14 protein-coding genes are annotated in these 12910 nt (G+C 69.9%); 4 read left to right on the forward strand and 10 right to left on the reverse strand.

Annotated features, from left to right (window positions below; translation table 11 throughout):
• Positions 1-2: 2 nt before the first annotated feature.
• The 5 genes from ACY34K_RS02530 to ACY34K_RS02550 form a co-directional block, all read right to left on the reverse strand.
• The gene (locus ACY34K_RS02530) at positions 3-359 is read right to left on the reverse strand and encodes a TadE family protein (protein WP_462742849.1); all 357 of its coding nucleotides are present in this window, start codon (positions 357-359) and stop codon (positions 3-5) included.
• Positions 360-361: 2 nt separating this feature from the next.
• The gene (locus ACY34K_RS02535) at positions 362-751 is read right to left on the reverse strand and encodes a TadE/TadG family type IV pilus assembly protein (RefSeq protein WP_462742851.1); all 390 of its coding nucleotides are present in this window, start codon (positions 749-751) and stop codon (positions 362-364) included.
• 50 nt (positions 752-801) lie between these two features.
• Complete coding sequence (locus ACY34K_RS02540; RefSeq protein WP_462742854.1) at positions 802-2052, reverse strand: AAA family ATPase; 1251 nt, start codon at positions 2050-2052, stop codon at positions 802-804.
• A gap of 7 nt (positions 2053-2059) precedes the next feature.
• Positions 2060-2779 (reverse strand): Flp pilus assembly protein CpaB, encoded by a 720-nt coding sequence (gene cpaB, locus ACY34K_RS02545; RefSeq protein ID WP_462742857.1) that lies wholly within the window; start codon positions 2777-2779, stop codon positions 2060-2062.
• A 126-nt stretch (positions 2780-2905) separates the two neighbouring features.
• Positions 2906-3787 carry a hypothetical protein gene (locus ACY34K_RS02550; protein ID WP_462742860.1) on the reverse strand — a complete coding sequence of 294 codons (882 nt, stop codon included), beginning with the start codon at positions 3785-3787 and terminating at the stop codon, positions 2906-2908.
• A 419-nt stretch (positions 3788-4206) separates the two neighbouring features.
• Between ACY34K_RS02550 and ACY34K_RS02555 the strand changes: the two genes are divergently transcribed.
• The 4 genes from ACY34K_RS02555 to ACY34K_RS02570 all read left to right on the forward strand — a co-directional run bounded on the left by ACY34K_RS02555 (position 4207) and on the right by ACY34K_RS02570 (position 8602).
• Positions 4207-5727, forward strand: a complete 1521-nt coding sequence (locus tag ACY34K_RS02555) for a hypothetical protein (RefSeq protein WP_462742863.1) — start codon at positions 4207-4209, stop codon at positions 5725-5727.
• A gap of 19 nt (positions 5728-5746) precedes the next feature.
• Entirely contained in the window at positions 5747-6289 is a 543-nt protein-coding gene (locus ACY34K_RS02560; protein WP_462742866.1) for a hypothetical protein, read from the forward strand.
• A 59-nt stretch (positions 6290-6348) separates the two neighbouring features.
• Positions 6349-6822, forward strand: a complete 474-nt coding sequence (locus ACY34K_RS02565) for a hypothetical protein (RefSeq protein WP_462742868.1) — start codon at positions 6349-6351, stop codon at positions 6820-6822.
• An 85-nt stretch (positions 6823-6907) separates the two neighbouring features.
• Complete coding sequence (locus ACY34K_RS02570; RefSeq protein WP_462742871.1) at positions 6908-8602, forward strand: chitinase; 1695 nt, start codon at positions 6908-6910, stop codon at positions 8600-8602.
• A gap of 60 nt (positions 8603-8662) precedes the next feature.
• Here the strand turns inward: ACY34K_RS02570 and ACY34K_RS02575 are convergent, their stop codons facing one another.
• The 5 genes from ACY34K_RS02575 to ACY34K_RS02595 all read right to left on the reverse strand — a co-directional run bounded on the left by ACY34K_RS02575 (position 8663) and on the right by ACY34K_RS02595 (position 12715).
• Entirely contained in the window at positions 8663-9022 is a 360-nt protein-coding gene (locus ACY34K_RS02575) for a hypothetical protein (protein ID WP_462742874.1), read from the reverse strand.
• Between the two features lie 32 nt (positions 9023-9054).
• A complete protein-coding gene (locus tag ACY34K_RS02580) occupies positions 9055-9576 on the reverse strand; it encodes a hypothetical protein (RefSeq protein WP_462742877.1) in 522 nt (173 codons plus the stop codon).
• Between the two features lie 4 nt (positions 9577-9580).
• Positions 9581-10723 (reverse strand): hypothetical protein, encoded by a 1143-nt coding sequence (locus ACY34K_RS02585; RefSeq protein WP_462742880.1) that lies wholly within the window; start codon positions 10721-10723, stop codon positions 9581-9583.
• On the reverse strand, positions 10723-11205 hold the full coding sequence (locus ACY34K_RS02590) for a hypothetical protein (RefSeq protein WP_462742883.1): 483 nt from the start codon (positions 11203-11205) through the stop codon (positions 10723-10725). The genes ACY34K_RS02585 and ACY34K_RS02590 overlap by 1 nt, the downstream gene beginning before the upstream one ends.
• Before the next feature lie 193 nt (positions 11206-11398).
• On the reverse strand, positions 11399-12715 hold the full coding sequence (locus ACY34K_RS02595) for an Nramp family divalent metal transporter (RefSeq protein WP_462742885.1): 1317 nt from the start codon (positions 12713-12715) through the stop codon (positions 11399-11401).
• Between the last annotated feature and the right edge of the window lie 195 nt (positions 12716-12910).

Consider the following 12910-nt stretch of genomic DNA (forward strand, 5'->3'; position numbering starts at 1 on the left):
TGTTACTGGTCGTACGTGACGGGCATGGTGGCGCTCTTGGTGACGCTGCCGAATTCGAGGCCGGGCACGAGGGACGGGATGCCGACGACGGCCTTGACGGTGACCTCGTCGCCGGATCCGGACGTGGTGAAGTCCGCCTCGAGCCAGTCGCTCATCGCCGACCTGCCCGCCTCCCGGGCGGTGCGTCCCTCTTCCTGCGACACCGCGCGCGCCGCGGCCCGCGAGGCGCTGCCCGCCTGCTGGGCGGCGTAGACCGCGATCCCGAGCTGGGCGACCGCGACGGCGACGAACAGCAGCAGGCCGAGCATGCCGACGTACTCGACGGCGGCCTGGCCGCGGTCCTTGCGAGGGGTACGCATGGTCACCACCCCCGGACGGGCTCGATCGGTGCGGACGCGTCGCCGGTGATCTCGATGGGTACGTCGAAGCCGCCCGGGAAGAGCAGCGGGACCTGCAGACGGGCCTGGGCCCGGTACATGTCGCCGTTCTCGCCGCAGTCGATGGTGGATGCCCATGACCCCGGCAGGTCCTCCCGGGCCGCCGTGTCGCAGGCCGCTCCCGCGCCCTGGTCCGCCACCGCTCCGGCCCGTGCTCCCTTGTCCGCCGCGTTGCCCGCCAGCGAGAAGGTGTAGCCGACCAGGGCGGCCTGCCAGAGCAGGGCGAGGGTCACCAGGATCAGTGGCAGTGTTCCGGTGAATTCGACGACCGTCTGCCCCCGGTCGTCACGTCGTGCCGTTCCTGGAAGTCCCATGGTTCAACGTGCCCCCTCGGCCCGATGAGTTGCCTGCAGGTGTCGCTCGTTCACTTGTTTCTGGTACGCAGAATGCCGATCGAACCGCGGTCGCCTCGGAACTTTCCCGGTTTCTCCACGCCCTCGGGTGCCTTGACGAGCCCGAGTTCGCCCGCCAGTCCCCAGATGGCCTGCTTCACCGAGGACTTGGCCTCCAGGTCCTGCATCCGGCCGGCGTCGACGGCCGACTGGAGTTCCTTGAAGCCGGCGGGGACGGCCACCCTGGCGACGCGGGTGCCGGTGATGCGTTCGACGAGGGGCGGCTGGATCTCGGTGTTCCGGGTGTGGCGGTTGACGACGGTCACGGTCTCCTCCGCCTTGCGGATCTGGAGCCGGTCCCAGAGCCTGACCATCCGCTTGGCCGCCCGGATGGTGACCACGTCCGGGGTGGCGACCAGCAGGGTGAGGTCGGCCATCTCGATCGCGGCGGCGTTGGCGCTGTTCATATGGGTGCCGCAGTCGATGACGACGATTTCGTAGCGGTGGCGCAGGGCGCTGACGATCTGGCGTACGGCCCGGTCGTTGACCTCCTCGCCCCGTTCTCCGTCGCCGGGGGCGAGGAGCAGCCCTATGCCGGTCTGGTGGGAGAAGAGGGCGTCCTGGAGCACGCGGGGGGAGATGTCCTGGATGCCGGCCAGGTCGACGACCGAGCGGCGGAACTGCACGTCCAGGTAGGAGGCGACGTCGCCGGCCTGGAGGTCGAGGTCGGCGAGGGCGGTGTTCATGCCGGACGCCCGGGCGGCGAGAGCGAGCTGGACGGCCATCACGGTCGTACCGACGCCGCCCTTGGCGCCGCTGACGGTGACGACCGTGCCGCCGGGGCCGGTGTACACGTCGCCCGAGCCGTGGCCGAGGTGGCGGCGGACGCCGACCGACCAGGCGGCCGCGGCCTGGACGCGCTGGGCGAGCTCCTCGTACGACATCGGGACGACGACGAGGCCGCGGGCGCCGGCGTCCATCGCGGCGGAGTAGAGCCCGGGGCTGCCGTCCGCGGTGACGAGGACGACTCCGACCGCGGGGAAGCGCAGCGCGACCTCCCGGATCAGCTCCAGGGCCGGGACCGGTCCGATCCGCTCGTGGACCAGCACGACCTCGGGAAGCTCGTCCAGGGACTCGGCGGCGAGCCGGGCCAGGGTGTCGAGCAGTGAGGTCGAGTCACCGACCGGCCCGCCCGGCTCCACGTCGGGGAGCTGGCTGAGCAGGGTGGTGATGGATCGGGCGGCGTCGGCGTCACCGACGGCCGGGAGGATGCGTGTGGTCATCCGGCCCTCACTTGTTCTTGTCTTCTTCGAGGGTGTACGTGCCGTCGCCGGGGCGCAGGGTGGTCGGGCTGCCGTCGGCGAGCAGGGCCAGCCGGACGTGGACGGCGAAGGACTCGGCGAAGGCGACGCGCTGGGCGTCGGTGGTGTTGAGGGCGAAGGTGATGGGCACGGCTTCGGTGGCGCGGCTGCCGCGGTCGTCCTTGCGGGGCTCCAGCGGGGTGAGCCGGCCGACGTCGATGACGCGGGCGTTGGACACGATGATGCGGGACTCGGCGAGGGCGCCCTTGCCCTTCCCCTCGTCGTCGAAGGTGGCGAAGATGTTGACGAGGGAGCCGGGGGTGATCTTGCCGGCGACGCCGGTCGCGGCGTCGATCATGATGGCGATCTCCTGCTGGCCGTTCTCCAGGGCCGGCCGCTTGACGATCATGTCGTCCTGGAGCAGTGAGCCCTTGCGGAGCTGGGTGACGGCGATCTTGCCGTCCAGCACGCCGAGGTCGGTGACGGCGTTGGCGGAGAGCCACCGCTTGGGCATCGTGACCTTTTCGAACTGGTTCGGCTGCAGGGCGGTGTAGGGGGCCACATCGGTCCTGACCCGGTACGCGGCGACTTCGGGACCGACCTTCGAATTCACGTCGCTGATCACCGAAAGCACGCCGGCGAACGCGCCGAAGGCGCAGAGCACGGAGAGGAGGAGAAGAATGATGCCGCGGCGTTGCCGTGAATTCATAGGAGGAACGACCTCGTTGGGGAGACGGTGGCTGACGGGCGGACGATCGGTCAATCAGAGCGGTGCTGTGCGCGGCGTCGACCCCGGGAGTGCGCCGCTTCCTTGTGCGCCCCTTGAGGCGGCGGATTACGACCCGTGGTGCATGGCCGTTCCCTGGTTCATGACACCGGGCGGGTACGTTCGGTTCTCGGCCGGGGCGAGTGGGGCGGAGCAGAATCCGCAGCGATCACCGATGAGTTCGATTCCGCACCAGGTGCACACCTCCCGCCGTACCGAGGAAACCAGTTGGTAGAGCACGGAGATGTCGGGCAGGAAGGCGGCGAACTCGATCATCTTGGCCGTTCCCCACCAGCCCGGGGAATACGCCGGGAGGGGTGCTTCCTGTACGCCCTGGACGCGCCAGGCCGGCGCGAGGGCCGAGGTGACCCAGTCGGAGGGCGACTGTCCCTTGGCGAGCATGAGCTGCGTGCCGAAGGCGGGGCCGGCGAGTTCGTCGCCGGCGCCGATCCGGACGAGCTGGGGGGTGGGGTTGGCGAGCACACCGAACTGCGAGCCGGGGACCCAGGACTTGGCGTGGGACTTGAGGCTGACGGGCACCCGGTCGAGCCGGGTCACCGAGTGGAGCAGCGCGCCCGCGTAGATGTAGTGCGAGAGCAGCCGGGCGGCGGAGGCGACGACGCCGGCGCTGAAGTCGCAGACGGACAGCTGCCGCAGTTGGCGGACCAGTACGGCCACGCCGAGCGGCGGCAGGTCGAGTTTGAGCAGCGCGATACGGTCGCTCTCCAGCACGGACCGGACGGTGTGCAGGCGCCGTTCGTGGGCCACCGGGATGGAGGAGGGGTACAGGGCGACGACATAGCCGTGCTGCTCGACGAGGACCTGCATGTCGGCGAGTGCGGCGTCCAGCGGCTGGGCGTCGGGGGCGTGCAGCAGGGCGGCGGTGGGCGTCTGGCGATCGGTGGGCGGCAGCACCAGATCAGCACTGGTGACAGCTATTGCGGTCGGCACGCTGGTTCCCCGTTCAGCTCCGGCCTACCGGGATACCGGCGACCGCAGTTACCTACTCTCCGTGCTCGTGCCCCAGCACTTTATCCACGTCCTACGAGGCAGAGAACACCTTTCAGGGAGCTCGACGGCAACGTGCACGCAATGCCCACGGATCAATTCGGGCGAAGCGGCCACGAGTTAACTCCTGTACCAGCACGGCACTTTGTCGAAGATCGACTCCGGTTTCCTCCCGAGCTCTTTCCATCCGCGCATGCCATCTACGGAGTGACGTTTCACCTGCGGAGTTCCGATTGAACTCCGGTGGGCCCACCCGCGGGACTGGGCCCGGATTGGGGCCCCAGGACCCACGCACCGCCCCCGCCCTTTACGTAATCTCCGCTTCCGGTCAGCCGAAAGAGTGACTTCAACGGGGGCTTCTGATGGGCCGAGTGCGTCGAATACCCGACCGGGGCGCCACCACCTCGGAGTACGTGGGCGTCGTGGTGGTCGCCGTCGCGATCGTCGGTGCGCTCATCGGCACCGGCGTCGACGCCTCGATCGCCGCCCGGTTCCGCTGTCTGCTGAGTTTCGGCGGCCCGTGCGGCCCCGGGGGTGAACCGGCGCAGGCGGGACCGAAGACGGACGCCGACTACGAGCCACCGCTCTGCCAGATCTCCGCGATCTCCGACAAGGCGGGGTCCAAGGCGAAGGTCCTGATCGTCGAGTGGGGCGAGGAGTACGGCTTCCAGCAGCAGACCTTCCGCGCCAACACCGACCAGAACGGCGACGGAAAGGTCGACGACGGCGATCAGCTGGTCATGATGACCTTCACGGACGCGGCGTCCGTGGCGGCCAAGAAGGACTGGAAGCCCGGCGCCAAGATCGGGAAGTTCGGTGCGGACAAGGTCGAACTGGGCGCCGGCATCAAGGTCACCAACGGCGACACCTGGGTCTTCCGGAGCGAGGCCGAGGCCAAGGAGTTCCGCGACGACATCGAGCGGCTGAAGACGTACGAGCTCGCCAACCGGCACACCAACGCGCGCGGCGGCGGTCTCGGCAGCAGCGTCCTCTATCTGTTCGGCAAGGGCCCCATGGCCGAGGAGGAGAAGCTGCGCGACCGCATCGAGGAGAAGCTGGGGAACCGCCACATCGGTCACGGCAAGATCGCGCTGGAGACCAGCGCGGCCGGCGGCCTGAAGATCGGCCCCGGCGACGAGAGGAAGCTCGGCGCCACCCTCGGCGGCACCTTCACGTTCTCACCCGAGGCGACCTGGACCGACAACGACTTCAAGGGCACCAAGTCGTACACGTACAGCGCGTCCCTCGAGTACGGCACGAAGGTGGGCTACGAGGCGGGGCCGGTCGGCGGGGAGTCGTCGGCGTCCACCACGCAGACCGGGACCATCACCGTCACCCACGACAAGAAGACCGGGGAGCTGGTGCGCATCGACATGACCCGGACCGTGGAGAAGGGCGCGACCAAGGACGGCGCCAAGGCCGGCGGCGACAACGGCAGGGAGAAGAGCGACAAGCGCGGCGGCAGCGGCGGGGTGAAGGGCGGAGACCACCCCACCGGTATCGAGGTCGTCACCCACTCCGTCGTGCTGAAGCCGGGCGCCGAGGGGGCGGCCGGGCGGAAGGTGGCCCAGGCGTGGCTGGACGGCAATGGGAAGTACGGCGCGCCCTTCGCGTATATGTTCGACGACCGTGCGCCGACGACCAGGCCGGGCGACGACGACCCGTTCGGTCGGCTGCTCTTCGACGAGGGCCTGTCCAGCCGGACGGCGTACACGGGGCGGACCGAGGCGGCCGAGTACGGCTTCGAGCTCAATCTGGGGCTGAGCCTGGGCTTCTCCGTCTCCACCGAGAAGAAGGAGGAGACCCTCGACAAGGCGCAGTTCCTGGGGGCTCCGAACGGAAACAGCCGGGCGTACGTGCCGTACAGCTACTGTGCGAACTGACCCCGGGGACAGGAGTGCCATGAGTGGGCAGAGCAGGGCCGGGTGGCTGGTGGCGGCCGCCGTGTTCACCGCCGTCGGCTGCGGCTCCCGGGCCGCCGACGGGAAGGTGCCGGAGGGCTGGGGGACGCTGCGGACACCCGCCGTCTCGGTGGCGCACCCGCCCGCCTTCGAGGAACAGGGCGACGCCGGGCGCAGCAGGCACAACGCGGCGGCCGCGACCCGCACCGACGGCGGCCGCACCACCGGGATGATTTCGGTGCAGCTGGGCTTCACCGACGCCGACTCGGCGGAGGAGGCGGCGATCGCCGCCGAGGCGGGCATCGCCCTGGGGTCGACACTCGGCGAGCAGAGGGACGTCGAGGTCGCGGGCCCGGAAGGGGCGCGGGCGGCGCGCCGGATCGACTTCGCGTTCACGGAGGAGGGCACCCGGTACGCCGGGGTGATCGTGGCCGGTCTGGACGCGGACAAGAAGGCGTACGCGGTGCGGGTCGACGTGGTGAAGGGCACGCTCGGCGCCCAGGACGTGAACCGGATCGTCGAGTCGATCACGGTCGCGGAGTAGGCGGGCGGCGTGGAGGTGCGCGGCGGTGACCATCCGCTCCGGCTGACGGGGGGCGAGGGATGAGCGCGCGGTACGGCCGGCCCCACCCGTCCGCGGGGCCGGAGGGGGGACGGGGCGCGGCGGTGTTCGCGCTGACGCGGGCATGGGCGGCCGGGATCGTGGTGCTGGTCGTCACGGAGTACGTGCAGGCCACGCTGGTGTACGGGCACCTGGCCACCGAGGCGCGACTGGAGTCGTTCTCGGGTCGGCTGACGCTCATTCACCTGCCGAACGCGGTGTGTGTGGCGCTGGCGGCATGGGCGGCGGGCCGGCTGCACCGGGAGCCGTTCCGCGAGGTGCCGGGATGGCATCTGGCGGCGGCCCTCGGGGTGCCGGTGGCGGCACAGGGGATGAACATGGCGCTGCAGTGGGAGGAGCTGGCGGCGGAGGGGCTGCTGATGTCCAACGCCGTGCTCGCGGTCGGGTGTGTGGCGGGGTACGCGGCGGACCGGCTGAGCGACGAGTCGTATACGAGTGGCCGTCAGAGGTCTTGACAACTCGATTGGTCTGGACCAGTTTTACGCCAGCGGTGGCCACCGTTTCCGTACCTCCCCACAACTCCCCCACCGGAGGCAGCAAGTGGACCGCTCTCGCAGACGCCGATGGCTCGGCGGAACCCTGGCACTCGCCGTGGGTTCCGGCCTGGCGCTCACCGGCGGGTCCGGCAGCGCGCACGCCGCCGACATCAATGTCGCCAGGAACGCCGGCTTCGAGGCCGGTCTCGCCAACTGGACCTGCTCCGCCGGCAGTGGCGCCGTCGTCTCCTCGCCGGTGCACGGCGGGACCGCCGCGCTCAAGGCCACCCCGGGCGGGCAGGACAACGCCCGCTGCGCGCAGACCGTCACGGTGAGGCCCAACTCGTCCTACACGCTCAGCGCCTGGGTGCGGGGCGGGTACGCCTACCTCGGCGCGAGCGGCACCGGCACCACCGACGTGTCGACGTGGACGCCGGACTCCGCCGGCTGGAAGCAGCTGACCACCCGCTTCACCACCGGAGCGAACACCACGTCGGTGACCGTCTACACCCACGGCTGGTACGGGCAGGGCCCGTACTACGCCGACGACATATCCGTCTTCGGGCCCGACGGGGGCGGTGGCGGCGATCCCGACCCGGTGGTGCCCGCGGCCCCTGCGGGGCTCACGGCCGGCCCCGTGACGTCCTCGTCGGTGGCGCTGAGCTGGTCCACCGTCTCCGGCGCGACCGGATACAACGTCTACCGGGACGGCACCAAGGTCCAGTCGGTCACCGGCACCTCGGCCACCGTGACCGGGCTGGCCGCCGACACCTCCTACGGATTCCAGGTCAGCGCGACCAACGCGGCCGGCGAATCCGCGAAGTCCGCCGCCGTGACGGGGCGGACCGCACCCGGCGGGACCGGCCCGGGCCCGGCCGTCCCGCGGCACGCGCTGACCGGCTACTGGCAGAACTTCGACAACGGCGCGACCGTCCAGAAACTGCGGGACGTCCAGGCGCAGTACGACATCATCGCGGTGTCCTTCGCCGACTCCACCGCCACGCCCGGCCAGATCGTCTTCCACCTCGACCCGGCCGTCGGGTACGCCTCGGTCGCGGACTTCAAGGCGGACATCGCCGCCAAGAAGACCGCCGGCAAGTCGGTGATCATCTCGGTCGGCGGTGAGAAGGGCAACGTCACCATCAACAGCGACGCGTCGGCGACGGCCTTCGCGAACAGCGCGTACGCCCTGATGCAGGAGTACGGCTTCAGCGGGGTCGACATCGACCTGGAGCACGGGATCAACTCCACGTACCTGACGAAGGCACTGCGCCAGCTGTCCGCGAAGGCCGGGCCGGGCCTGGTCCTGACCATGGCGCCGCAGACGATCGACATGCAGAACACCGGGACGGAGTACTTCAGGACGGCGCTGGCCGTGAAGGACATCCTGACCGTGGTCAACATGCAGTACTACAACAGCGGTTCGATGCTCGGCTGCGACGGCAAGGTCTACTCCCAGGGGTCCGTGGACTTCCTGACCGCCCTCGCCTGCATCCAGCTGGAGGGCGGCCTGGACGCCTCCCAGGTGGGCCTCGGTGTGCCGGCCTCCACGCGCGGCGCCGGCAGTGGGTACGTCGACCCGTCGGTCGTGAAGAACGCCCTGGACTGTCTGACGCGCGGCACCGGCTGCGGCTCCTTCAAGCCGTCGAAGACCTACCCCGCGCTGCGCGGGGCCATGACCTGGTCGACGAACTGGGACGCGACGGCGGGCAACGCCTGGTCGAACGCGGTCGGCCCGCATGTGCACAACCTGCCGTAGCGCATCCGCCCCGGCGGTCACGCGCCGGCGACGTCGCCCCGGCGTACCCGTCGCCGAAGCTCACATCGGCGGGCGGTTCGCCAGGTAGAAGTGCAGGACGGGGCCCAGCTCGGCCAGCCACTGGTCGAGCTGGGCCCGCTTGCGCGCGACGATCCGGCACTCGTACAGCATTCCGCCCGGGTGCCGGACGGCCACCATGAGCACATGGCCGTGCGGAGCGGGGGCGGCGTGCACGGTCGCGATCCCCGCCCAGGGCAGGTCCACGGTGTAGCCGCCCACTTCCAGGGCCACCCCGGACGGGTCGACGATGACGGAGTTGTGCTTGTCGTGGGCGACGAACTCCGGGCCGCCGAAGACGGGCTGCGGCTGCTGCTGCGGTACGGGTATCGGGGGGCCGAAGCCCGGCGGTGGCATGGTCATGCTGCCAGTATCCACCAGGGCCGTTCGCCCGCTCAGCCGCTGTCGGCGACCCGCTCCAGTGCCGCGTCCGTGCAGCTGTCGGCGTCCTCCTGCTCCATCAGCACCGGCTTCTCCGGGGTGCCGCCGACCACCAGGTACTGGGGCCGGGCCGGGCGGTCGTCCCAGAGGCCGCCGGCGGCGAACCCGAGCCTGACCCTGAGCTCCTCGCCGCCGCCGGGCCCGTCCTCGTCCCAGGTCCCGGAGCCGTCGAAGCGCCGATCGGGCGGATCTCCGCCTGCGTCGACGTCGCCGAGGTCGACGGGCCAGTTCCGCACCCCGGCGGCCGCCTTCCCCTCCTTCCCCGGCGGGGACAGCGTGATCTCCATCCCGTGGGGGCCACGGTAGGTGCCGTGCAGGAGGACCGCCGCCCCGCCGTCGAGGGGCCGCGGGCACTCCCGACCCAGATGGGTGACGGAGACGCAGCCCACGGGGACGAGCACCAGCAGGGCGAGGCCGAGAGAGATCTTCCGGGTCCGGGTCCGGAGGAGCCGGCGGGGCACGTTCGACATCTTCACGAGATCACGACCCCTTCGGATCCAGCCGCTCGGTCCAGGTGATCGTCTCCTCGATGTCCCGGGCGGGTCCGGTCTCGTGGTTGAACTTCTTCTGCCACGTCTGGTAGCCCGGCATGAAGGACTCCATGTCGGTGTCATTGGTGAGCGTGTACTGGACGATCAGCTTCCCGTCGTCGTCGATGCCCTTGACCTCGTAGTCGACGTCGTAGGAGCCGAGCAGGGACTGGGCCTCGTTGGTGTCGCCGCCCCACAGGTTGTCGATTCCCGACAGGCCGGCCATGTCCTTGGCGTAGGTGCCCACCTGGGTGAGGAAGCCGTCCGACGAGATCTTGTGTTTGACTCGGCCGACGCCGTTGCCGTTCTCCCACTCCTTGAGGGTGTCGGCCCTGATGTCCTTCATGCTGTCGCTCTGCCGGAGCTGCTCGGTGAACTTGTCACCCATGGTGAAGTGCTGGTCGTTGCCGCCGGTGCCGGTGACCCAGTCGGTGAGCAGGCCGCGCGGCGTGGTGTCGTTCCGCCCCGGATAGGCCTCCCACCCCTGCTGGTCGCGTTCGAGCGCGTTGATCCGCTCGATGCTGATGTCGCCGGTGTGGTCCACGTCGGAACGGACCTTCCCCCCGTTGAACCACCGGTCGATGCCGATGTTGTCCTGGGCGGTGAGCGCCAGGCGCTGGTCGACGAGGGAGCCCCGGCGGAGGATGTCGTTGATCTCCTTCTGCGCCTCGTCGATCTCCTTCTTCTCGTCCTTCTCCGGGCCGCCCACCTCGCACACGCCGTCCGAGACGACCTTGGAGAGGGCGCCGTCCTTCCCGACGTGCATGCCCTTGGCCCAGGCCCTTTCCACCGCGCCCTTCAGTTCCTTCTGGATGGCCGCCAGCTCGCCGGCACCGTCCTTGAGAGCGGCTTCCATCGCCTTGGCCACCTTGGCGGCGGCGGCCAGCTGGCGTTCGATGTCGTCGATCTGCGCCCAGGCATACGGGGCGGCCATGCCTTCCCAGTAGCCCTTGTCCTTGAGCAGCTTGAGGACCTCGTCCCGCATGCGCCGGGACAGCCCGTCGATCTTCCCGGTGACCTCCCCCCACTTCAGGGACAGCGTCGTCAGCTTGCCGAAGTCGGAGGTGAGGAGGTCCTGGTAGAGCTCCGGCATCAGAACCCCCACCTGTCGTAGACGGGGTTCTGGCCGATCCCCGGCCCCGGACGGAGACCGAGGCCGCCGGTGCCTCCGTTGCGGCGGAACCGGTCCTCCAGGCCCTGTTCATTGCCCTTGTAGTCCCGGGAGGCCAGGGTGAGGCTCTCCGAGATGTTGGCGATCCAGGCGCTCACCAGCCCGGCCTGCTCCTCCCAGTGCCGGGCCGAACTGATCAGCGCGGCACCGGTCTCCAGCTCTCCCACGGCGTTCCTGGCGGCGACCGTGTCGGTCTCCAGGGAGGCGGCCGCCTTGTAGAAGACGTCGTAGATCTCGTCCGCCTTTCCGGCGGCCGTCTCCAGGACCTTGGCCTCGATCTTCACATGTTGCGCGACCGGCCCGTGCACTCCCGGCGGCTGTGACCGCGCGGGCGGCTGCGGGGCTCCCGGGTCGTAGATGTTCGGCGCGCCGGGACCCGCCCCCAGCCCGCTGGGTGCGATCATCCCCGGTGCTCCCGGCGGCGCCCACAGGACGCTCTCCGGAAGAGCGTCCTTGCCTTTTGCCTCTTCGCTTGCCATGTGTTCCCCGTTTTCTTCCCCGTGGCCGTGCCGCGCACCCCGAGGTGCACGGCACAGCGGCTCGTCCATGGACTGGACCAACTGCCCACGACCCTACGGGAATCGAACAAGGAGTGGATCACCAAGGCAATTCGCGCACCTGCTGCACGCACAGCACCACGAACAGCACCCCGGCCAGGATCAGCATGCCGTTGCTGACCCAGCCGTTGCGCCATTCACGCGGGGTCCGGGAGGAGTTGAGCAGCCACACCAGGGTCAGGGCGAGGAACGGCATGAAGAAGGCACCGATCACGCCGTAGACGATCACCAGGCCGAAGGGCTGGTCCAGGAAGAGCAGGCTGATCGGCGGGAAGGTCAGCCACAGCAGGTAGGCGCGGAAGGGCAGCGACTTTTCCCGGGCCACCACGTTCGTCGCGTCGCCGCCGCCGCTCCCGCGGAAGTGGGACACGAAGTCGGCGAACATCAGGCTCACGCCGTGCCACACGCCGATGAGGGAGGTGAAGGAGGTCGCGAAGAAGCCGATCAGGAACAGCTTGGCGGTCGCCGCCCCGTAGCGGCTCTCCAGGATCTCGCCCAGGTCGAGCAGCCCCTTGTCGCCCTTGGCGAGCGCGACACCGGAGGAGTGCAGCAGCTCGGCACCGACGAAGAGCATGGCGACGACGAAGATGCCGGTGGTGATGTAGGCGACGCGGTTGTCGAGCCGCATCACCTTCATCCAGCTGGTGTCGGTCCAGCCCTTGGCATTGACCCAGTAGCCGTACGCCGCCAGGGTGATCGTGCCGCCGACGCCGCCGATCAGACCGAGGGTGTAGACGAGCGAGCCGTCCGGCAGGACCGGGGCGAGGCCGGCGACGGCGGAGCCGAGGTTCGGAGTGACCCGGATCGCGAGGTAGACGGTGACGGCGAACATCACGCCGACCAGGACGGTCATGACCTTTTCGAAGACCTCGTACCGGTTGAACCAGACGAAGCCGAGCCCGGCCAGACCGCACAGCACGGCCCACCACTTGAGGTCCATGAGGTCCGGGAACAGCGCGCCGAGCGGGAGGGCGCTGGAGGACATGGCGGCGGCGCCGTACACGAAGCCCCAGACGACGACATAGCCGACGAAGTAGACCGTGGTCCACCGGCCGAGGCTGCGCCAGCCGTCGAAGAGGGTGCGGCCGGTGGCCAGATGCCAGCGCCCGGCGGCCTCGGCGAGGGAGATCTTCACGAGGCAGCCGATGACGGCCGCCCAGAGCAGGGTGTATCCGAACTTGCTGCCCGCGATCAGCGTGGCGACCAGGTCGCCCGCGCCGACGCCGGTCGCGGCGACGACGATGCCCGGTCCGATGGAGCGCCAACTGGCTCTGCGCATTGGGGTGTCCGTGGTGCTGGAGGTGTTCGCGGTGCCTGCGGTGCCCGTGGTGTCCGCGCTGTCCGCCGTGTCTGCCATGCCTGTCCGCCTCTCCACTCGTCCCCTGATCAGATGCGGTGACCCGGTCACCAAAGCGGTTGCCGGGTGATCGCGCAAGGGGCCACGCGCCGGGAGGGAGCGCGCCCCCGTGGCCCGAGTGGGACCCTTGACGAGTGCATGCCACGGCCTCACGATGCCTCGCACGGGGACACCCACCCCGTACCCCCCACCGCA

The sequence above is a fragment of the Streptomyces sp. STAM6 genome (assembly GCF_054963715.1).

Bases quoted from the DNA above. Each gene is read 5' to 3' on its own strand.
- ACY34K_RS02560 (WP_462742866.1), top strand. From the start codon at position 5,747: ATGAGTGGGCAGAGCAGGGCCGGGTGGCTGGTGGCGGCCGCCGTGTTC.
- ACY34K_RS02595 (WP_462742885.1), bottom strand. From the start codon at position 12,715: ATGGCAGACACGGCGGACAGCGCGGACACCACGGGCACCGCAGGCACC.
- ACY34K_RS02585 (WP_462742880.1), bottom strand. From the start codon at position 10,723: ATGCCGGAGCTCTACCAGGACCTCCTCACCTCCGACTTCGGCAAGCTG.
- ACY34K_RS02540 (WP_462742854.1), bottom strand. From the start codon at position 2,052: ATGACCACACGCATCCTCCCGGCCGTCGGTGACGCCGACGCCGCCCGA.
- ACY34K_RS02535 (WP_462742851.1), bottom strand. From the start codon at position 751: ATGGGACTTCCAGGAACGGCACGACGTGACGACCGGGGGCAGACGGTC.
- ACY34K_RS02530 (WP_462742849.1), bottom strand. From the start codon at position 359: ATGCGTACCCCTCGCAAGGACCGCGGCCAGGCCGCCGTCGAGTACGTC.
- ACY34K_RS02575 (WP_462742874.1), bottom strand. From the start codon at position 9,022: ATGACCATGCCACCGCCGGGCTTCGGCCCCCCGATACCCGTACCGCAG.
- ACY34K_RS02590 (WP_462742883.1), bottom strand. From the start codon at position 11,205: ATGATCGCACCCAGCGGGCTGGGGGCGGGTCCCGGCGCGCCGAACATC.
- ACY34K_RS02565 (WP_462742868.1), top strand. From the start codon at position 6,349: ATGAGCGCGCGGTACGGCCGGCCCCACCCGTCCGCGGGGCCGGAGGGG.
- cpaB (WP_462742857.1), bottom strand. From the start codon at position 2,779: ATGAATTCACGGCAACGCCGCGGCATCATTCTTCTCCTCCTCTCCGTG.
- ACY34K_RS02555 (WP_462742863.1), top strand. From the start codon at position 4,207: ATGGGCCGAGTGCGTCGAATACCCGACCGGGGCGCCACCACCTCGGAG.